Origin of the sequence: Microbacterium pseudoresistens (assembly GCF_013409745.1) — a bacterium.
Taxonomy (GTDB): domain Bacteria; phylum Actinomycetota; class Actinomycetes; order Actinomycetales; family Microbacteriaceae; genus Microbacterium; species Microbacterium pseudoresistens.
The window spans coordinates 1893655-1913298 of sequence record NZ_JACCBH010000001.1 but is presented as its reverse complement, the minus strand read 5'-3'; the positions used below and the strand labels follow the sequence as shown (position 1 = coordinate 1913298).

20 protein-coding genes and 1 riboswitch are annotated in these 19644 nt (G+C 69.3%); of the genes, 16 read left to right on the top strand and 4 right to left on the bottom strand.

All coding sequences use genetic code 11. The annotated features are described in order from the left end of the window. Positions 1 to 67 precede the first annotated feature (67 nt). Together BKA02_RS09500 and BKA02_RS09495 are read right to left on the bottom strand one after the other, a co-directional pair. A complete protein-coding gene (locus BKA02_RS09500; RefSeq protein WP_218844505.1) occupies positions 68 to 1168 on the bottom strand; it encodes a BMP family lipoprotein in 1101 nt (366 codons plus the stop codon). Positions 1169 to 1357: 189 nt separating this feature from the next. After that, positions 1358 to 2473 carry a mannose-1-phosphate guanylyltransferase gene (locus tag BKA02_RS09495; RefSeq protein ID WP_179433484.1) on the bottom strand — a complete coding sequence of 372 codons (1116 nt, stop codon included), beginning with the start codon at positions 2471 to 2473 and terminating at the stop codon, positions 1358 to 1360. A gap of 194 nt (positions 2474 to 2667) precedes the next feature. Here BKA02_RS09495 and sdhC point away from each other — a divergent pair, with 194 nt between their 5' ends. The 6 genes from sdhC to BKA02_RS09465 are packed head-to-tail and all read left to right on the top strand — an operon-like array spanning position 2668 to position 8304. Then, positions 2668 to 3096 (top strand): succinate dehydrogenase, cytochrome b556 subunit, encoded by a 429-nt coding sequence (gene sdhC / locus BKA02_RS09490; protein ID WP_343045387.1) that lies wholly within the window; start codon positions 2668 to 2670, stop codon positions 3094 to 3096. After that, the gene (gene sdhD / locus BKA02_RS09485; protein WP_179433481.1) at positions 3096 to 3554 is read left to right on the top strand and encodes a succinate dehydrogenase, hydrophobic membrane anchor protein; all 459 of its coding nucleotides are present in this window, start codon (positions 3096 to 3098) and stop codon (positions 3552 to 3554) included. The genes sdhC and sdhD overlap by 1 nt, the downstream gene beginning before the upstream one ends. Before the next feature lie 26 nt (positions 3555 to 3580). Next, complete coding sequence (sdhA, locus tag BKA02_RS09480) at positions 3581 to 5386, top strand: succinate dehydrogenase flavoprotein subunit (RefSeq protein ID WP_179433479.1); 1806 nt, start codon at positions 3581 to 3583, stop codon at positions 5384 to 5386. Beyond that, positions 5386 to 6168: a succinate dehydrogenase iron-sulfur subunit gene (locus BKA02_RS09475; protein WP_179433477.1), complete on the top strand. Its 783-nt coding sequence runs from the start codon at positions 5386 to 5388 to the stop codon at positions 6166 to 6168. Before sdhA ends, BKA02_RS09475 begins: the two co-directional genes overlap by 1 nt. Positions 6169 to 6192: 24 nt before the next feature. Further along, positions 6193 to 7401, top strand: a complete 1209-nt coding sequence (locus tag BKA02_RS09470) for a YhjD/YihY/BrkB family envelope integrity protein (RefSeq protein WP_179433475.1) — start codon at positions 6193 to 6195, stop codon at positions 7399 to 7401. Between the two features lie 9 nt (positions 7402 to 7410). Then, positions 7411 to 8304, top strand: a complete 894-nt coding sequence (locus tag BKA02_RS09465; RefSeq protein ID WP_179433473.1) for an exodeoxyribonuclease III — start codon at positions 7411 to 7413, stop codon at positions 8302 to 8304. Between the two features lie 31 nt (positions 8305 to 8335). Here the strand turns inward: BKA02_RS09465 and BKA02_RS09460 are convergent, their stop codons facing one another. After that, positions 8336 to 8668 carry a hypothetical protein gene (locus BKA02_RS09460; RefSeq protein ID WP_179433463.1) on the bottom strand — a complete coding sequence of 111 codons (333 nt, stop codon included), beginning with the start codon at positions 8666 to 8668 and terminating at the stop codon, positions 8336 to 8338. A 57-nt stretch (positions 8669 to 8725) separates the two neighbouring features. Here BKA02_RS09460 and trpS point away from each other — a divergent pair, with 57 nt between their 5' ends. From trpS to BKA02_RS09410, 10 genes are all read left to right on the top strand, one after another. After that, positions 8726 to 9730 (top strand): tryptophan--tRNA ligase, encoded by a 1005-nt coding sequence (trpS, locus tag BKA02_RS09455; protein ID WP_179433461.1) that lies wholly within the window; start codon positions 8726 to 8728, stop codon positions 9728 to 9730. Between the two features lie 19 nt (positions 9731 to 9749). Further along, complete coding sequence (locus tag BKA02_RS09450; protein WP_179433459.1) at positions 9750 to 10334, top strand: GNAT family N-acetyltransferase; 585 nt, start codon at positions 9750 to 9752, stop codon at positions 10332 to 10334. A 46-nt stretch (positions 10335 to 10380) separates the two neighbouring features. After that, complete coding sequence (locus tag BKA02_RS09445; RefSeq protein ID WP_179433457.1) at positions 10381 to 11253, top strand: Fpg/Nei family DNA glycosylase; 873 nt, start codon at positions 10381 to 10383, stop codon at positions 11251 to 11253. Positions 11254 to 11308: 55 nt separating this feature from the next. Beyond that, positions 11309 to 11465, top strand: a riboswitch (FMN riboswitch). Positions 11466 to 11530: 65 nt separating this feature from the next. Beyond that, positions 11531 to 12595 (top strand): bifunctional diaminohydroxyphosphoribosylaminopyrimidine deaminase/5-amino-6-(5-phosphoribosylamino)uracil reductase RibD, encoded by a 1065-nt coding sequence (gene ribD, locus BKA02_RS09440; RefSeq protein WP_179433455.1) that lies wholly within the window; start codon positions 11531 to 11533, stop codon positions 12593 to 12595. Further along, a complete protein-coding gene (locus BKA02_RS09435; RefSeq protein ID WP_179433453.1) occupies positions 12595 to 13248 on the top strand; it encodes a riboflavin synthase in 654 nt (217 codons plus the stop codon). Before ribD ends, BKA02_RS09435 begins: the two co-directional genes overlap by 1 nt. After that, positions 13245 to 14573, top strand: a complete 1329-nt coding sequence (gene ribA, locus BKA02_RS09430; RefSeq protein ID WP_179433451.1) for a GTP cyclohydrolase II — start codon at positions 13245 to 13247, stop codon at positions 14571 to 14573. Before BKA02_RS09435 ends, ribA begins: the two co-directional genes overlap by 4 nt. Next, complete coding sequence (gene ribH / locus BKA02_RS09425; RefSeq protein ID WP_179433449.1) at positions 14570 to 15058, top strand: 6,7-dimethyl-8-ribityllumazine synthase; 489 nt, start codon at positions 14570 to 14572, stop codon at positions 15056 to 15058. Before ribA ends, ribH begins: the two co-directional genes overlap by 4 nt. A 48-nt stretch (positions 15059 to 15106) precedes the next feature. After that, positions 15107 to 15469 carry a Fe-S protein gene (locus BKA02_RS09420; RefSeq protein ID WP_179433447.1) on the top strand — a complete coding sequence of 121 codons (363 nt, stop codon included), beginning with the start codon at positions 15107 to 15109 and terminating at the stop codon, positions 15467 to 15469. A gap of 61 nt (positions 15470 to 15530) precedes the next feature. Next, positions 15531 to 15731 (top strand): AsnC family protein, encoded by a 201-nt coding sequence (locus tag BKA02_RS09415; RefSeq protein ID WP_179433445.1) that lies wholly within the window; start codon positions 15531 to 15533, stop codon positions 15729 to 15731. Positions 15732 to 15764: 33 nt separating this feature from the next. Next, positions 15765 to 17648 (top strand): ABC transporter ATP-binding protein, encoded by a 1884-nt coding sequence (locus tag BKA02_RS09410; protein WP_179433443.1) that lies wholly within the window; start codon positions 15765 to 15767, stop codon positions 17646 to 17648. 77 nt (positions 17649 to 17725) lie between these two features. Here the strand turns inward: BKA02_RS09410 and BKA02_RS09405 are convergent, their stop codons facing one another. Next, entirely contained in the window at positions 17726 to 19588 is a 1863-nt protein-coding gene (locus BKA02_RS09405; protein WP_179433441.1) for a phosphoenolpyruvate carboxykinase (GTP), read from the bottom strand. Between the last annotated feature and the right edge of the window lie 56 nt (positions 19589 to 19644).

Sequence of the window (19644 nt, the reverse complement as noted above, 5' to 3'; positions counted from 1 at the left end):
AGGTTGCGTCACCGACGACACGAAGAAAGCGGGGAGGCCGCCATGGCCTCCCCGCTTGTGTCTTCGATCAGGAAGTGAGGTACGACGCGACCGGGATCGAGCCGTCGATGATGCCGGCCTTGATCTTCTCGATCTCGTCCTTCAGACCCGCGGGAACCTTCGACTCGAAGTCGTGGAACGGAGCGAGGCTGACGCCGCCGTTCTCCAGCGTGCCGATGTAGGGCGAACCGTCGAACTCGCCCTTGGCCGCGGCCTCGACGACCTCCTTGACGGAGACGTCCATGCCCTTGCGGATCGAGGTGAGCATCAGCTCGGCCACCGACGGGTCGGATTCGTAGACGTCGGCGTCGACGCCGACGAGCGCGATGTCGCGACCGGAATCGCGGATGACCGATGCGGCGCTCTGGTAGATCGGGCCGCCCACGGGCAGCAGCACGTCGACACCCTGGTCGACGATGCCCTGCGCGGCGTTGATCGCATCCTGGTTGGCGTCGAACCCACCGGTGAACACGCCGTCGGAGCCGTCCCAGCCGATCACCTGCACGCTGCCGCTGTTCTGTGCGTTGAAGTACTCGACGCCCTGCTTGAAGCCGTCCATGAACACGGACACCGTGGGAATGTTGATGCCGCCGAACGTGCCGACCTTGCCGGTCGTGCTGTACGCCGCCGCGGCGTATCCGGCGAGGAACGCCGACTGCGCCGTGTCGTACACGAGCGGCTTGACGTTCTCGGAGTCGGTCTTGCCGTCGCCGTCGGTGTCGACCATGTCGTCGATCGAGACGAACTCGACGTCGGGGTTGGCCTCGGCCGCCTCGGCCGCTGCGGGGGCCAGGAGGAAGCCGACCGTGACGATCAGGTTGCAGTTCTGGTCGATGAGGCTGGAGATGTTGCCCGCGTACTCGGACTCGTCCTTGGACTCGACGGTGATCGGCGTGACGCCGAGGTCGTCGCCCGCCTCGAGCAGCCCCTCGTAGCCGAGCTGGTTGAAGGACTTGTCATCGAACCCGCCGGCGTCCGAGACCATGCACGGAAGGAAGTCGGTCGCGGCTTCTCCGCCGCCGGCCGATCCGCCGTTGCTCTCGGGTGCCGCGCCGCATCCGGCGAGAGCGGCGATCACGCCCGCGGCGACGGTGATGCCGGCGAGCTTCTTGGTGGTAGAGATGGTCAACTCTTGCCTCCCCTGAACGAACCCGCGACCATCGCGGATCGCTCAAAGTTACCGATTGTGACGTCTGCGCGCACCTGCGCGCATGGTGGCCTTCGGGAATGGTTATCAACCTGAAACCAACGCCTGGGCGGGCGTGCTCGCATGAGCACGATGGGCGCTCCCGCGCCTACTTCGGCGCGCGGAACCGGCTCAGAGCACGTCGCCTCGGCCGGTGAGCTTGAGCGACTCGACCACGCCCTTCACGCGCTGCGCATGCTCGGTCGTTGTGACCAGAAGCGCATCCGGGGTGTCGACGACGACGATGTCCTTCACGCCGATGAGGCTGATCACGCGAGAGGTCTGGCTCACGAGGATCCCGCTGGCGGCATCGCTGAGCACCCGCGCGCGCGGCCCGAGCACGGCGAGGTCGTTCTTGCGCCCGTTGGAGATGAGCTTGGTGAGCGACGCGAAATCGCCCACGTCGTCCCAGTCGAAGTGCCCGGGCACCACGGCGAGGCGGCCGCGCTCGGCCGCCGGCTCGGCGACGGCGTAGTCGATCGCGATCTTCGGCAACGAGGGCCAGATGCGGTCGACCGCGGGGCCCCGCCGCTCGCGGTCGTCCCACGCCTCGGCGAGCTCCATGAGCCCCGCGTGCAGGGCGGGCTGGTGCATCTCCAGCTCCTGCAGCAGCACATCGGCGCGGCTGATGAACATGCCCGCGTTCCACAGGTAGGTGCGCTCGGCGAGGTACTCCTTCGCCGTCTGAAGGTCGGGCTTCTCCACGAAGCGCTCCACGAGGGCCGCCTCGCGCGCACCGTCGACGACGAGTTCGCCGCCGCGCTTGATGTACCCGAAGCCGACGGCGGGCTCGGTCGGCGCGATGCCGATCGTGCAGATGTAGCCTTCTTTGGCCACCTCGACGGCGTCGCGCACGGCGAACTCGAACACGCGCGTGCCGCGGATGACGTGGTCGGCGCTGAACGAGCCGACCACCACGTCGGGGTCGCGTCGGTGCAGGATGGCGGCCGCGAGCCCGATGGCCGCGGCCGACTCTCGCGGCTCGGACTCGAGGATCACGTTGCGGTCGTCGATGCCGGGCAGCTGCTCCTCGACGGCGGCGCGGTGCGCGCGCCCGGTGACCACCGCGATCCGGTCAGGACCGGTCAGCGGCTCCAGCCGGTCCCAGGTGTCGCGCAGCAGCGACCGCCCCGATCCGGTGAGATCGTGCAGGAACTTGGGCGCATCCGCGCGCGACAGCGGCCAGAGCCTGCTGCCGATCCCGCCGGCGGGGATGATCGCGTAGAAGTCGTCGATGGGTTCGCGCATCCCCCCAGGGTATCCGCCGCCCCTTTCGCCGTTCGATCCTCGCGCTCTCCAGTTATCCACAGGCGCAGATATCTCGACATCGAGACACTTAGGATGCCCTTCCTCGCCCGCACTCTCCACCTGGGAATAGGATGGGAGCGATCGGATGCGCCTTCGCGCGCGCACCGACCTCGCTTCGACCAGGGAGGACGACCGTGTCCGCAGGCACACGCTTGACACCGTCCGTATCGGAGACCACGTCCAGAACGCCCCGGGGCACGCTGTACCGCGGACGCGAGGGCATGTGGTCGTGGGTGTTCCACCGCATCACCGGCATCGCCATCTTCTTCTTCCTCCTCGTGCACGTGCTCGACACGGCGCTCATCCGGGTCTCCCCCGAGGCGTACGACGCCGTGCTGGGCACGTACAAGAACCCGCTCATGGGCATCGGAGAGGTCGTGCTCGTGGCGGCGATCGCCTTCCACGCGCTCAACGGCCTGCGCATCATCCTCGTCGACCTGTGGTCGAAGGGCGCCCGCTATCAGCGGCAGATGTTCTGGTGCGTCATCGGCGTATGGCTCGTGCTGCTGGCCGGGTTCGTGCCGCGCCATCTCATCAACGTCTTCTCCGGAGGTTCGCACTGATGTCCGCCCAGGCACAGCTCCAGGTCCCGGCCGCGACCCCCGCACGCCGTCGTCGCGGCGTGAACCTCGAGAAGTGGGGCTGGATCTTCATGCGCGCCTCCGGCGTCGTTCTGGTCGTGCTGATCTTCGGCCACCTGTTCGTGAACCTCATGCTCGGCGAAGGCATCCACGCGCTGGACTTCGCCTTCGTCGCCGGAAAGTTCGCCAACCCGTTCTGGCAGTGGTGGGATGTGCTGATGCTCTGGCTGGCGCTCATCCACGGCGCCAACGGCATGCGCACGGTCGTGAACGACTACGTCACCCATCCCGGCGTCCGCAAGGCGCTCGTGTGGGCCCTGGGTCTGGCCGCCGCGCTTCTGATCGTGCTGGGCACGCTGGTGGTGTTCACCTTCGATCCCTGCAACGGCGTCCTCGAGGACGGCTCGATGTGGGAAGCCTGCCTGGCCATAGGCAACTGAGCGACGAGATAGATAGGCATACGAGAGTGACCACCCAGACTCAGGATTCCGTCGTCAAGAACGGTGTGCACCACCACGAGTTCGACGTCGTCATCGTCGGCGCCGGCGGCGCGGGCATGCGCGCCGCGATCGAGGCGGGCCCCGGCGCCAAGACGGCCGTCATCACCAAGCTCTACCCCACGCGCTCGCACACCGGCGCGGCGCAGGGCGGCATGGCCGCAGCTCTGGCCAACGTCGAAGAGGACAGCTGGGAGTGGCACACCTTCGACACCGTCAAGGGCGGCGATTACCTCGTCGATCAGGATGCGGCCGAGATCCTCGCGAAGGAGGCCATCGACGCCGTCATCGACCTCGAGAACATGGGCCTGCCCTTCAACCGCACTCCCGAGGGTAAGATCGACCAGCGCCGGTTCGGCGGCCACACGGCCAACCATGGCAAGACCCCCGTGCGCCGTGCCTGCTACGCCGCCGACCGCACCGGGCACATGATCCTGCAGACGCTGTTCCAGAACTGCGTCAAGCTCGGCATCAACTTCTTCAACGAGTTCTACGCGCTCGATCTCATCACCGTGAAGGACGAGAGCGGCAAGACCGGCATCGCCGGCGTCGTGGCGTACGAGCTCGCCACCGGCGAGCTGCACGTCTTCCACGCCAAGGCCGTCATCTTCGCGACCGGCGGGTTCGGCAAGATCTTCAAGACCACCTCGAACGCGCACACCCTCACCGGCGACGGCGTGGGGATCGTGTGGCGCAAGAACCTGCCGCTGGAAGACATGGAGTTCTTCCAGTTCCACCCGACCGGCCTCGCGGGCCTGGGGATTCTCCTCACCGAGGGCGCGCGCGGCGAGGGCGCGATCCTGCGCAACGACTCGGGCGAGCGCTTCATGGAGCGCTACGCCCCCACGATCAAAGACCTCGCGCCGCGCGACATCGTCGCCCGCTCGATGGTGCAGGAGGTCGCGGAGGGACGCGGCGCCGGGCCGCACAAGGATTACGTGTACCTGGACTGCACGCACCTGGGCGCCGAGGTGCTGGAGACCAAGCTCCCCGACATCACCGAGTTCGCCCGCACCTACCTGGGCGTCGACCCGGTCACCGACCCGGTGCCGGTGATGCCCACGGCGCACTACGCGATGGGCGGCATCCCCACCAACAACGACGCCGAGGTGCTTTCCGACAACGACACCGTCGTGCCGGGTCTGTACGCCGCGGGCGAGTGCGCCTGCGTGTCGGTGCACGGCTCGAACCGCCTGGGCACCAACTCGCTGCTGGACATCAACGTGTTCGGCAAGCGCGCGGGCCGCAACGCGGTCGAGTACTCCAAGACGGCCGAGTTCCTGCCTCTTCCCGAGGATCCCGCGAAGAACGTGCGGGAGATGATTGAGGGCCTGCGCAGCGGCACCGGCACGGAGCGGATCGCGGTGCTGCGCAAGAAGCTGCAGGACGAGATGGATCGCGGCGCCCAGGTGTTCCGCACGCACGAGTCTCTCGAGCATGTGCTCGGCGTGATCGCCGAACTGCGCGAGCGCTACAAGAACGTGCACGTCGACGACAAGGGGCACCGCTTCAACACCGACCTGCTCGAAGCCGTGGAGCTGGGCTTCCTGCTCGACATCGCCGAGGTCGTCGTCTACGCCGCGCAGAACCGCGAGGAGAGCCGCGGCGGGCACATGCGCGACGACTTCCCCCAGCGCGACGACGAGAAGTACATGAAGCACACGATGGCGTACCTCACGGGCGACCCGCACTCGTCGACCCCGTCGGATCACATCAAGCTCGACTGGAAACCGGTCGTCGTCACGAACTACCAGCCGATGGAGAGGAAGTACTGATGTCGAACGCCGTGGTTGAGGCCGTCGAGGAGACGCCCGGAGCCGACGTCGCGAACGACAGCGGCGTGCAGTCCTACCTGGTGACCTTCATCATCCGCCGGTTCGACCCCGAGGTCGATGCCGAGCCGCACTGGGTCGACTACGACGTGGAGATGTACGCCACCGACCGCGTGCTCGACGCGCTGCACAAGATCAAGTGGGAGGTCGACGGCTCACTGTCCTTCCGCCGCTCGTGCGCGCACGGCATCTGCGGATCGGATGCGATGCGCATCAACGGCCGCAACCGCCTGGCCTGCAAGACCCTCATCAAGGATCTCGACATCTCCAAGCCGATCTACGTCGAGGCGATCAAGGGCCTGCCGCTGGAGAAGGACCTCATCGTCGACATGGAGCCGTTCTTCGCCTCCTACCGCGAGGTGCAGCCGTTCCTCGTCGCGAACACCACGCCCGAGAAGGGCAAGGAGCGCATCCAGTCGATCGCCGACCGTGCGATCTTCGACGACACCACCAAGTGCATCCTGTGCGCGGCGTGCACCTCGTCGTGCCCGGTGTTCTGGACCGACGGGCAGTACTTCGGCCCGGCGGCGATCGTGAACGCGCACCGGTTCATCTTCGACTCGCGCGACGACAACGCCGACGTGCGCCTCGACATCCTCAACGACAAAGAGGGCGTGTGGCGCTGCCGCACGACCTTCAACTGCACGGAGGCGTGCCCCCGAGGCATCGAGGTCACCAAAGCCATCGCCGAGGTGAAGCAGGCGGTGCTGCGCGGCGGACGCTGACCGCCCGCGAGATGAGGTGGGGGCGTGGCCGATCCGGATGCCGATGACCGCGACACCGGCCGTCTCGACGTCGCCGTGGAGCGCGCGACGGCCCTGACCCAGCGCACGCTCGCGCTGTTCCCCGTCCGGGTGTGGCGGCATTTCCTGCAGAACAACGGCTTCCTCCTCGCCGCCGGCGTCAGCTATCAGGCACTGTTCGCGATCTTCGCCGCGATCTATCTCGCGTTCGCGATCGCCGGCCTCTGGCTCGGCGCCAGCCCGAGTGCGGTCGAGGCACTGATCCGGATCATCAACGGCTACATCCCCGGCCTCATCGCCGAGGAGCACGGACTGGTGACCCCCGAGCAGGCGCAGGAGATCGCGGTCGGCACGACCGGCGTGCTGAGCATCACCGGTCTCATCGCCCTCGGCGCGGTGATCTGGACCGCGATCGGCTGGGTCACCTTCTCGCGCCGCGCGGTGCGCGACATGTTCGGCCTGCCGCCCGATCGGCGCAGCTATCTGCTCCTGAAGCTGCGCGATCTCGTGGCCGCGCTGATCTTCGGGGTCGCCCTCATCCTCGGGTCGATCCTGAGCTACGGCAGCGCGGCGCTGCTGAGCTGGGTGCTCAGCCAACTGGGCTGGGACGCCGGCTCGAGCTCGGTGAACATCGGCATCCGGTTCGGGACCGTGGTGGTGTCGTTCATCCTGCTATCGACCGCCCTGGCGATGATGGTGCGGTTCTTGACGGGCACCGCACTGCGCTGGCGCACAATCGCACCGGGCGCGCTGCTGGGCGGCGGGGCGATGACGGTGCTGCAGCTGGGCGCCGGTCTGCTGCTCAGCCACACACCGAACAACCCGCTGCTGGCGACCTTCGCGATCTTCGTCGGACTGCTGCTCTGGTTCCGCGTGAACGGCGTCGTCATGCTCGTAGCGGCCGCGTGGATCGCCGTCACCGCACAGGATCGTGATCTGCCGATGCTGACGCAGAGCGACGACGACCGCGCTGAGGTCGAGCACCAGGCTCTGGTGCTGGCAGCGCGGATCCGCCTGCGCGATGCCCGTCGCGGGCTCGATCGGGCGCCGTGGCACCGCCGCTGGCGCGCACGACGCGCGGTGCGAGCGGCGGGGTCGGAGCTCTCCTCGCTCCTCGACAATCCGCCGACGTCGACGAGCCCCGACACCGCGTCGCCCCGGCGGCTCGTGGCCGCCCTCACCCGCGGCCGGGAGGATGTCGGCGGGTCTCGTTAGGCTTGATGCATGCCCCATCTTCGTATCGCCTCGGTCAACGTCAACGGCATCCGGGCGGCGGTGCGCAACGGCATGCACGCCTGGCTCGACGCGGCCGACGTCGACATTCTCACGGCGCAAGAGGTACGGGGGCAGGACGAACATCTCGAGTCGGCCTTCCCGGGCTGGACGATCGTGCACGACGAAGCGGCGGCCAAGGGACGCGCCGGCGTCGCCGTCATCAGCCGCGTGCCGATCCTCGCCTCGCGCACGACCCTCGGGGGTGACGACGTCGACTCCCGAGGTCGCTGGCTCGAGGCCGACGTGCGCCTCGGCAACACTCCGCTCACGGTCGTCAGCGCCTATGTGCACACCGGCGAGGCCGACACCCCCAAGCAGGTCGCGAAGTGGGGCTTCCTCGACGCGATGGAACAGCGGATGGCTCAGCTCGGCGCCGACAGCGCACTCGCGCTCGTGACCGGCGATCTCAACGTGGGGCACCGCCCCCTCGACATCCGCAACTGGAAGGGCAACGTCAAGAAGTCCGGGTACCTCGCACGCGAGCGCGCCTACTTCGACCGCTTCGTCGGCGCGGCGGGCGAGCCCGTGACCGGGCAGGAGGGCATCGGACGGGGCACGGTCGGCCAGCTCAGCGACACACGCCCGTATGCGGCGGAGGGTGGCGGAACCGGGCTCGGCTGGGTCGACATCGGGCGCGCCGCGCATGGAGAGGTCGATGGCCCGTACACCTGGTGGTCGATGCGCGGGCAGGCGTTCGACAACGACACCGGGTGGCGCATCGATTACCACCTCGCCACGCCGTCGCTCGCAGCGCGAGCGGGCGGGTACACCGTCGCCAGGGCGGCGAACTACGCCGAGCGGTGGAGCGATCACGCCCCCGTGATCGTCGACTACACGTTCTGAGCCGCAATACGGCTCGGGCCGGAAGCACTGATCAGGCCGTGAGGAGGATCGCGAACAGCGCACCCACGACGCAGACGTAGCCGAGAAGACACCACGCGAGCGCGCGAATCCGCCGCCCGCGCGGGAAGACCAGCGGCAGAACGAGAGCGAGCACGAGGCCCACCACGGCCGCGAGCAGCGTGCCGAAGATCATCCCGTAACCGTGCGGGTCGGCGCTCGCGCCGGCGAACCGCCCCCGCAGCGCCACGAACACGAGCAGGAGAAACGGGATGCCGACCAGCAGCGACAGCGCGCCTCCCACGATCCGCAGCGCCAGCTCGGAGCGTGGTGCCCCGGAGCGTGGTTCGGAGGGTGGGGCATCCATGCGGGCAGTCTTCCAGGCCCGCAAGACGGCCGCCAGCGAGAACATAGGATTGAGACCGTGACGAAACCCCGCCTGTACTCCGGAATGCAGCCCTCCGCCGACTCCCTCCAGATCGGCAACTACATCGGGGCGCTGCTGCAGTGGCGGGAGCTGCAGAACTCTTACGAAGCCTTCTTCTCGGTCGTCGACCTGCATGCGCTCACCGTCGCGCAGGATCCCGCCGAGCTGCGCGAGAAGACCCGGCGCACCGCGGCGCAGTACATCGCGGCGGGGATCGAGCCGACCAAGTCGACGCTGTACGTGCAGTCGCACGTGCGCGCCCACGCCGAACTGGCCTGGATCCTCAGCACGATCACGGGGTTCGGCGAAGCCGGGAGGATGACGCAGTTCAAGGACAAGTCGGCGCGCTACGGGGCCGATGCCACCTCGGTCGGCCTGTTCACGTATCCGGTGCTCATGGCGGCCGACATCCTGCTCTACCAGACCGACGTGGTGCCGGTCGGCGACGACCAGAAGCAGCACGTCGAGCTCACCCGCGATCTCGCCGAGCGCTTCAACTCGCGCTTCGGCGAGACCTTCACGGTCCCGATCCCGGTGATCCAGAAGGACACCGCCCGCATCTACGATCTGCAGAACCCGACGTCGAAGATGTCGAAGTCGGCCGAGAGCGACGCCGGCGTGCTGTGGCTGCTGGATGACCCGTCGGCCAGTGCGAAGAAGATCATGCGCGCCGTCACCGACAACGAGGGCTCGGTGCGCTACGACCGCGAGAACAAGCCGGGTGTCTCCAACCTGCTCACGATCTACGCGGCGCTCACCGGGCGTCAGATCGCGGCGATCGAAGACGAGTACGCGGGCCGCGGCTACGGCGACTTCAAGAAGGGGCTCGCCGAGGTCGTCACCGGCGAGTTCGGTCCCGTGCGCGAGCGCGTGCTCGAGCTGCTCGACGACCCGGCCGAGCTCGACCGCATCCTCGCCGCGAACGCCGAACGCGCCGACGCCGTGGCCGACGCCACGCTCTCCGACGTGTACGACCGGGTGGGGCTGCTGCGCCGCGTCTGATGCGATCTAGGGTGGACGGATGCAGCCCGTCACCCTGACCACCGAACGACTCGTCCTGCGCGCCCCGGGCATCGACGACGCCGACGCGATCACCGCAGCCTGCCAGGATCCGGAGATCCCCCGCTGGACGACGGTGCCGAGCCCGTACACGCGCGCCGATGCGGAGGAGTTCATCGATCTCGTCGCCCAGTGGTGGCACGACGGCAATCAGACGATCTGGGGCATCTTCGTCGATGGGGCGACTGACGGCGCACTGGTGGGCACCATCGGTCTGCACCACATCGCCGAGCATGCGGCGGGCGGCAACGCCGAGCTCGGATACTGGATGGCGGCCGAGGCGCGCGGTCGGGGTTACCTCGTCGAGGCCGCACGCGCGGTGCTGGACTGGGGTTTCGACGAGCGGGGGCTCGCCCGCATCCAGTGGCGCGCGGTGGTGGGCAACGTCGCCTCGGCGCGCGCCGCGCGGGCGCTGGGCTTCCGGTTCGAGGGCACGCAGCGTCAGGCGCTGACCAGCGCCCGCGGTCGCGATGACGGCTGGATCGCCGCCCTGCTACCCGGCGACGACCGCGCACGCGTCGACTGGCCCATCGACATCGGGCTCTGAGCACCGCCGCTGTCCCGATGTCGGCGCGGGGTGACAGGATGGGCCCATGCCGGAGATGCCGGAGGTTCAGGGACTCGTCGACTTCCTCGCGGAGCGAACAGCGGGCCTGCGCGTCACGCGCGCGAGCGTCGCGGCGATCTCGGCGCTGAAGACCTTCGATCCGCCGATCACCGACGTTCCCGGCAGCAGTGCGACCGGGGTGCGGCGGCACGGCAAGTTCATCGACCTCGTGCTCGCGAGTGACGAGGGTGCATTGCACCTCGTCATCCACCTCGCCAAGGCCGGATGGCTGCGCTGGTACGAGACCTCGCCCACGGCCCCGGTGCGGCCGGGCAGGTCGCCCATCGCGCTGCGCATCGCCTTCGACGACGGCAGCGGGTTCGACCTCACCGAGGCGGGCACGAAGAAATCGCTCGCCGTGTACGTCGTGCGCGACCCGCAGGACGTGCCCGGCATCGCCCGGCTGGGCCCGGATCCGCTCGACGACGACTTCACCCTCGACGTGTTCGCGGGTCTGCTCGCGGGCAGCCGCATGCAGATCAAGGGCCTGCTGCGCGACCAGTCGGTGATCGCCGGTATCGGCAACGCGTACTCCGACGAGATTCTGCATGTGGCGCGCATGTCGCCGTACGCCCTCGCGGGCACGCTCGACGACGAGGCCGTCCACCGGCTGTACGACGCCCTGCGCACGACGCTGCGCGAGGCTGTCGAGACGGCATCGGGCAAGCCCCCGGCCGACCTCAAAGACGCCAAACGCCGCGGGATGCGCGTGCACGCGCGCCGCGGCGAGGCGTGCCCGGTGTGCGGCGATGAGGTGCGCAGCGTGTTCTTCGCCGACCGATCACTGGAGTACTGCCCGACCTGCCAGACCGGCGGCAAGACGCTCGCCGATCGGCGGCTCTCCCGTCTGCTGAAATAGTCGCGCAGGGCGGGAATGCGCCGAGGCGCCCCGCGTTGACTAAACTGGAAGCAACAACGTGCTCCGGGGTCGGTGAGAATCCGAACCGGCGGTGACAGTCCGCGAACAGACGACGCATCCCCAGGATGAGTCCGACGTAGATCCGGTGAAATTCCGGAACCGACGGTGATGCGAGGCGAAGCCTCGCTAGTCCGGATGAGAGGCAGCACGCACACGACGCTCGTGCGCACACCCCATCCCCCGGTTCCGATGAATGGATCTCAGGAAGGGTCGGCGGATGGCGACGACAGCGGAACGCGACGCGATGACGCGTGCGATCGCGCTCGCCGCACGCGGCCCTCGCGGGGTCAACCCGCAGGTCGGCACCGTCATCCTCTCCGCCGATGGCGCCACCCTCGCCGAAGGGTGGCATCGAGGAGCGGGCACCCCGCACGCCGAGGTCGACGCGCTCGCGAAGCTGGCACCGGGTGCCGCGCGCGGAGCCACCGCGGTCGTGACCCTCGAGCCCTGCAATCACACCGGGCGCACCGGCCCGTGCGCCCAGGCCCTGAGCGAGGCGGGCATCGCCCGCGTCGTCTACGCCCTGAGCGACCCGGGCCGCGACTCCGGCGGCGGGGCGGAGCGCCTGCGCGCCGCCGGCGTCGACGTCGAGGCCGGCGAGCAGTCCGCCGCGGCCGAAGAGCTCATCCGCGACTGGCTCGTGGCGCAGCGCCTCGGCCGGCCGCACGTCACCGTCAAGTGGGCGCAGAGCCTCGACGGGCGTGCCGCGGCCGACGACGGCACCAGCCGATGGATCACCGGTTCCCCCGCTCGTGCCGACGTGCACCGCCGCCGTGCCGCCGCCGATGCGATCGTCGTCGGCACCGGCACGCTGCTCACCGACGACCCCGCGCTCACAGCGCGCGACGGCGAGGTGCTGCTGCCGCATCAGCCGATCCCCGTCGTGGTCGGCGCGCGCCCGATCCCCGCGGATGCGGCGGTTCTGCGGCATCCGCATCCGGTCATCGCGCATGCCGATCACGACCTCGACGCGCTCCTGGGCGATCTGCGGGACCGCGGCATCCAGCGGGTCTTCGTCGAAGGAGGGCCGACGCTCGCGAGCGCCTTCCTCGCCGCCGGCCTCGCCGACGAGGTGCTCGCCTACATCGCCCCCGTGCTGCTGGGCGGATCGCGCCTGGTGCTCACCGACATCGGCGTCGGCACCATCGATGCCGCCCGCCGCCTCGTCGTCGAATGGCTGCCCCTCGGCGACGACCTGCTCGCCATCGCCCGCCTGACCGCGACGGCGCAGGAACACGAAGACCACTCGGAGCACGAAGACCTCTCGGAAGGAGAGCACTGATGTTCACCGGGATCATCGAGGAGATCGGCGAGATCGTCGCCATCACGCCGTCGGGAGACGGCTGGCGGCTCACCGTGCGCGCACCGAAGGCCGCCGCCGACGCCGTGCACGGCGAGTCCATCGCCGTCGGCGGGGTGTGCCTGACCGTCGTCGGCTCGACGGCCGACACCTTCGACGCCGATGTCATGAAGCAGACCCTCGACGTCTCGGCCATCGGCGACGTCGAGGTCGGATCACGGGTCAACCTCGAGAAGGCCATGCCCGTCGGCGCACGTCTGGGCGGCCACATCGTGCAGGGTCACGTCGACGGCACGGGCATCGTGCGCGAGGCGCGGCCGGGGGCCGAATGGAGCGTGCTGCGCATCTCGCTGCCGACCGAGCTCGCACCGCTCGTCGTGAGCAAGGGATCCATCACCGTCGCGGGAACGTCGCTGACGGTGAGCGCGGTGAGCGAGCCGGCGGATGCCGAGCCCTGGTTCGAGGTGTCTCTGATCCCCGAGACGCTCACCGCCACCACGCTCGGCGCGCTCGGCACCGGCGACCGCGTGAACCTCGAGACCGACATCCTGGCCAGGCACGTGGAGCGTCTGCTCGCGTTCGGCACCGAATCCTCCGGCGCCGCGGGCGCCGTCACGGAAGGAGGCTCGCGATGAGCCTTTCCCCCATCCCCGAGGCGCTCGACGCGCTGCGCGCCGGGCGCCCCGTGCTCGTGGCCGACGACGAGAACCGTGAGAACGAGGGCGACGTCATCCTCTCGGCGCAGCTCGCCACCCCGGAGTGGATCGCATGGACGGTGCGCTGGTCGTCGGGGCTGCTGTGTGCGCCGATGCCCGCCGAGCTCGCCGATGCGCTGAACCTGCCCCCGATGGTCTCGATGAACGAAGACGCACGTAGCACGGCGTACACCGTGAGCGTCGACGCGGCCGTCGGCGTCACCACCGGCATCAGCGCCTCGGATCGCGCCCGCACCCTCAACGTGCTGAGCAATCCGGACTCGACGCCGGGCGACCTCATCCGCCCCGGGCACATCCTGCCCCTGCGCGCCGTCGACGGCGGGGTGCGCGAGCGCAGCGGACACACCGAGGCGGCCGTCGAGCTGATGCGCCTGGCCGGGCTCGCACCCGTGGGGGCCATCGCCGAGGTCGTCGCGGAGGACGGCAGCATGATGCGCCTGCCCGAGCTGCAGGAACTCGGCGCCCGCGAGCAGATCCCCGTCATCACGATCGAGCAGCTCATCGGCTATCTGAACGAGCATGAACCGCTCCCCTCGTCGACGCCGGTGCGGCGTCGCGTGAGCCTGCGCGCGGACTCCACCGTGCCCACCACGCACGGCACGATGCGCTTCCTCGCCTACAAGGACCGCATCACCGGCACCGATCACCTCGCCGTCGTCTCGGGCGAGCCCGACAGCACCGCACTCGTGCGCGTGCACTCCGAGTGCCTCACCGGTGAGGCGTTCGGCTCGCTCAAGTGCGAGTGCGGCCCGCAGCTCGACGCCGCGCTGGACACCATCGCCGCGGAGGGCGGCGTGGTCATCTACATGCGCGGGCACGAGGGGCGCGGCATCGGCCTGATCAACAAGCTGCGGGCGTACAGCCTGCAGGAGGACGGACTCGACACCGTCGACGCCAACCTCGCCCTCGGCCTGCCCGCCGATGCGCGCGACTATGCGGCCGCGGCGGGCATCCTCACCGATCTCGGCATCTCGCGGGTGCGCCTGATGACGAACAACACCACGAAGGTCGAGGCCCTGCGCGAGCTCGGCCTCGACGTGGTGGAGCAGGTGCCGCTGATCGTCGGCGTCGGGCCGAACAACCACCAGTACCTGGAGACCAAGCGCGACCGGATGGGGCACATCATCGGCGAGGCCGAACTCGCCGCCGCCATGGCGCAGGGCGCCGCGCCCGCATCCGACGAGCCCGGCACGACCGAGATCGACACGACCGAGACCGACACGACCGAGAAGGAGCACGCATGAGCGGCGCAGGAGCACCCACGGCGGGAAAGATCGACGGTCGCGGCCTGAACGTGGTCATCGTCGCCGGCACGTGGCACGAGACCATCACCGACGGCCTCATCGCCGGCGCCGAGCGCACCCTCGACGCCGCGGGGGCGACGCACCGCCTCGTGCGCGTTCCGGGTTCGTTCGAGCTCGCCGTGGCCGCACAGGCGGCCTTCGCCGGCGGCGCGGATGCCGTGGTCGCCCTGGGTGTGATCATCCGGGGCGGCACGCCGCACTTCGAGTACGTCTCGGCGGCGACCACCGATGGGCTGAACCGCGTCGCGCTGGATGCCGGCAAGCCGGTCGGATTCGGCGTGCTGACGCTAGACGACGAGCAGCAGGGCATCGATCGCGCGGGACTGCCCGGATCGACCGAGGACAAGGGTGCCGAGGCGGCCGATGCCGCCCTGCGCACCGCGCGCGTCGTTCTCGACCTGCGCTCGGGAGCCGCCCGGGACTGAGGGTCGCCTGTCTAGCGCGAGGGGGCCGTCGGGCCTACGCTGAGGCGCATGGAGCTCCTTCGCCAGATCGTCGTCTTCATCCACCTCATCGGCTTCGCCGTGCTGTTCGGCGCATGGGTCGCCCAGGCATTCGGCGGGCAGCGCCGGTTCACCCGGCTGATGGACGTCGGCCTGGCGATCGCTGGTCTTGCCGGACTCGCGCTCGCCGCGCCGTGGGGGATCTCCTGGGAGCCCGGGATGAGCTTCTACCTCAAGGTCACCGTCAAGCTCGTCGTGCTGATCGTCATCGGCGCACTGCTGGGCATCGGAAGTGCGCGCCAGCGCAAGGGGGGAAACGTCGCCCCGGCACTCTTCTGGAGCGTCGGCGTGCTCGCTCTCTTGAACGCCGGTTTCGGCCTGTTCTGGCGCTGAGTGATCCGGAAGAGTGTCAACAAGGGTTGACACTCGAAGATCGTCAATGTACATTGACGACATGATCACCGCACAGGCCCTCGGCCCTGAGGGCGAGCCGCTGCCCGAGCTGCGACGCCTCGCGGGCGTCCGGAGCGAGATCGCACGCGCCGAAGAGGTGCAGGTGCGCCGTGCACGCAACGCCGGCTACTCATGGCAGGCGATCGCGGGGGCGCTGGGCGTCACGAAACAGGCGGCGCATAAGAAGTACGGGAGACAATAGCCACATCCCATCTCCGAGAGGACGAGCACACCCATGTCCGCCACGGTGACCCCACGCCGTCGCGGACGCCGCGCACCAGACGACGGCCCTCGCGCGACGTTCCGACAGCTCCTGCCCTTCCTCCTCGAGCACAAGAAGGTGCTCATCGTCGTCGCCGTCCTCAGCATCCTGGGTGCGGCGGCCACGCTCGTGCAGCCGCTGCTCGTAGGCCAGGTGATCGACCGGGTGCAGCACAACCAGGCCCTGGGCGCGCTGATCTGGCTGCTCGTCGCGTTCGTCATCGTCTCATCGGTGATCTCCGGCTACCAGCACTATCTGCTGCAGCGCACCGGCACCGCCGTCGTCTACTCCAGCCGCCGCCAGCTCATCGCCCGCATCCTGCACCTTCCCATCCGCGAGTTCGACGCCCGCCGCACGGGCGACCTCGTCTCGCGCGTCGGCACCGACACGACCCTGCTGTACGCGGTGCTCACGCAGGGCCTTGCGGATGCCGTGGGCAACGTGCTGCTGTTCGCCGGCGCACTCATCGCCATGCTCGTGATCGATCCGGTCCTCCTCGGACTCATCGTGCTCGTGGTCGGCGCATCCGTCGTCGTCGTCGTGCTGCTCAGCGGACGCATCCGCACCGCCTCGACCGCGCAGCAGGAGAAGGTGGGCGAGCTCGCCTCGGGCGTGGAGCGCGCAGTGGGGTCGATCCGCACGGTGCGCGCATCGGGCGCTACCGAGCGCGAGACCGTCGCCGTCACCGGGCTGGCGGAGGAGGCGTACGGGATCGGCGTGCGGATCGCGAAGATCTCGGCCCTCGTCGTACCCGTCGCCGGAATCGCGATGCAGCTGTCGCTGCTGGTCGTACTCGGCGTCGGCGGGTTCCGCGTGGCGGCGGGAGCACTGTCGATCGCGAGCCTCGTGATCTTCATCATGTTCCTCTTCATGATGATCATGCCGCTGGCCTCGGCGTTCGGCGCCATCACCTCGGTGAACCAGGCACTCGGCGCACTCGGGCGCATCCAGGAGGTGCTCGATCTGCCCGCGGAGGACGCGACCGACGAGCCCGTGCGCGGCGAGCGCCTCATGGTCGCCGGCTCGCCGATCGTCGAGTTCCGCGACGTGCGCTTCCAGTACCCGGCGAACGTGGTCGAGGCACGCCGCTCTGCCGAACGCGCGGCGAAGGACCTGCTCGTCGACGCACACGTCGAGCCCACGGATGCGCTCGACGGCGACGCCACGGGCGGACCGCGCGAGGTGCTGCGCGGCGTGTCGTTCCCGGTGACCCGCGGTTCGCGCCTCGCCCTGGTCGGGCCGTCGGGCGCGGGCAAGAGCACGATCCTCTCGCTCATCGAGCGCTTCTACGACCCCACCTCCGGCTCGATCCGCCTCAACGGCGACGACGTGCGCACGTACCCGCGCGACGAGCTGCGGGCGCATTTCGGGTACGTCGAGCAGGATGCGCCGACCCTGGCGGGAACGCTCGCAGACAACCTGCGCCTCGCCTCTCCCGACGCGACCGATGCGCAGTGCGAACAGGTGCTGCGCGCCGTCAACCTCGGCGACGTGCTGGAGCGCTCTCCCCTCGGGCTTGATGCGCCGGTCGGCGAAGACGGCGTGATGCTGTCGGGCGGCGAGCGCCAGAGGCTCGCGATCGCGCGTGCGCTGCTCACCGAGGCTCCCGTGCTGCTGCTGGACGAGTCGACCTCGTCGCTGGACGGCGTGAACGAGCAGCGGATGCGCGAGGCCATCGACGCCGTCGCCACCGGGCGCACGCTCATCGTGATCGCGCACCGCCTGTCGACCGTCATCGACAGCGACCGCATCGTCGTGCTGCAGGGGGGCGAAGTGGTCGGCCAGGGCACGCACGAGGAGCTCCTCGAGTCGACGCCGCTGTATCGCGACCTCGCCCGCCACCAGCTGCTGGTGTAGACGCGGCGGCGGGATGCCGGGGAACACTCAGCCTTGGTCGCCCCGCCATCCCGCCGCCGCGGGTCTGTGATCGCGCCTCAGGCGCGTGCGAGCCGGTGTCGCAGCGCCGACAGCTCGGTGCGCAGCGCGGCCGGCAGGCGGTCGCCGAAGGTGTCGAAGAACTCCTCGGTCGATTCGGCTTCGCGCGACCAGGATTCGGGGTCGACGGCGAACAGCTCGGCAAGATCCGCATCCGACACATCCACGCCCTCGAGGTCGAGGTCTTCGATCCGCGGCAGGCGTCCGATCGGACTGTCGACGGCCGTGACCTGACCCTCCACGCGGCGGATGATCCAGTCGATCACCCGCGAGTTGTCGCCGAAGCCCGGCCACAGGAAGCGCCCGTCATCGCCGCGGCGGAACCAGTTGACCTGGAAGATCCGCGGCAGGCGGTCGAAGCGCACCGAGCGGCCAACGCGCAGCCAGTGCGCGAAGTAGTCGCCCATGTTGTACCCGCAGAACGGCAGCATCGCGAACGGGTCGCGGCGGAGCTCCCCCAGCGTGCCCTCCGCGGCGGCCGTCCGCTCGGACGAGATCGTCGCACCGAGGAAGACGCCGTGGCTCCAGTCGGTGGCCTCCACGACGAGCGGAACATTCGTCGCACGGCGTCCGCCGAAGAGGATGACGTCGAGCGGGACTGCCTCTTCCCAGTCGTCGGAGATCTGCGGGCACTGCGCGGCGGAGACGGTGAAGCGCGAGTTGGGGTGGGCTGCGGGCCGGCCCGAGTCGGGCGTCCACGCGTTGCCCTCCCAGTCGACGAGGTTCGCCGGCGGGGTGTCGGTCAGGCCCTCCCACCACACGTCCCCGTCGGGGCGCAGCGCCACGTTCGTGAAGATCGTGTTGCCCCACAGCGTCTCGACGGCGGTGACGTTGGTCGACTCGCCCGTACCGGGCGCGACGCCGAAGAAGCCCGCCTCGGGGTTGATGGCCCACAGACGCCCGTCCTCGCCGGGACGGATCCAGGTGATGTCGTCACCGAGGGTCTCCACCCGCCATCCGGGGATGGTCGGGCGCAGCATGGCGAGGTTCGTCTTGCCGCATGCGGAGGGGAAGGCGGCGGCGACGTGGTACGACTTGCCCTCGGGCGAGACGACCCGGATGAGAAGCATGTGCTCGGCGAGCCATCCCTCGTCGCGGGCGATCACCGAGGCGATCCGCAGCGCGAAGCACTTCTTGGCGAGGATGGCGTTGCCGCCGTATCCCGAGCCGTACGAGTAGACCTCGAGCGTGTCGGGAAAATGCACGATGTACTTCTCGTCGTTGCAGGGCCATTCGACGTCGGCCTCGCCCGGCTCGAGGGGCGCACCGACGCTGTGCACGGTCTTGACCCATGGCTTGCCCGCGGCGATCTCGCGCATCACCGCGTCGCCGACGCGGGTCATGATGCCGATCGAGGCGACGGCGTATGCGCTGTCGGTGACCTGCACGCCGATGTGCGAGAGCGGGCCTCCGACGGCGCCCATCGAGAACGGGACGACGTACATGGTGCGACCGCGCATCGATCCCTCGAAGATCCGGTCCATCGTCGCGTGCATCTCGGTCGGGTCGGCCCAGTTGTTCGTAGGGCCGGCGTCGACCTCGTTCTCGGACGCGATGAAGGTGCGCGCCTCGGTGCGGGCGACGTCGCTGGGATGCGAGCGCGCGAGGTAGGAACCAGGGCGCCATTCCGGGTTGAGCTTGATGAGCTTGCCCTCGTCGACGAGGTCGCGCAGCAGCGCGTCGTTCTCGGCGCGCGAACCGCCGACCCAGTGCACGCGGTCGGGCTGGGTGAGCGCACGGATGCCGTCGACCCAGGAGACCAGCTCGGCGAAGGCAGGAGTGTCGTAGGAGGGGGCCGCTCCGAACGCGCGCAACGGGGCGGCGGCGGGAACCTGAGGGGTGTGCAGCTCGGCGACGGCCATGTCTACTCCTTCGAAGCGGGATGCCTTGTCTTCATTCTTGTGCCGAGTTCCACGAT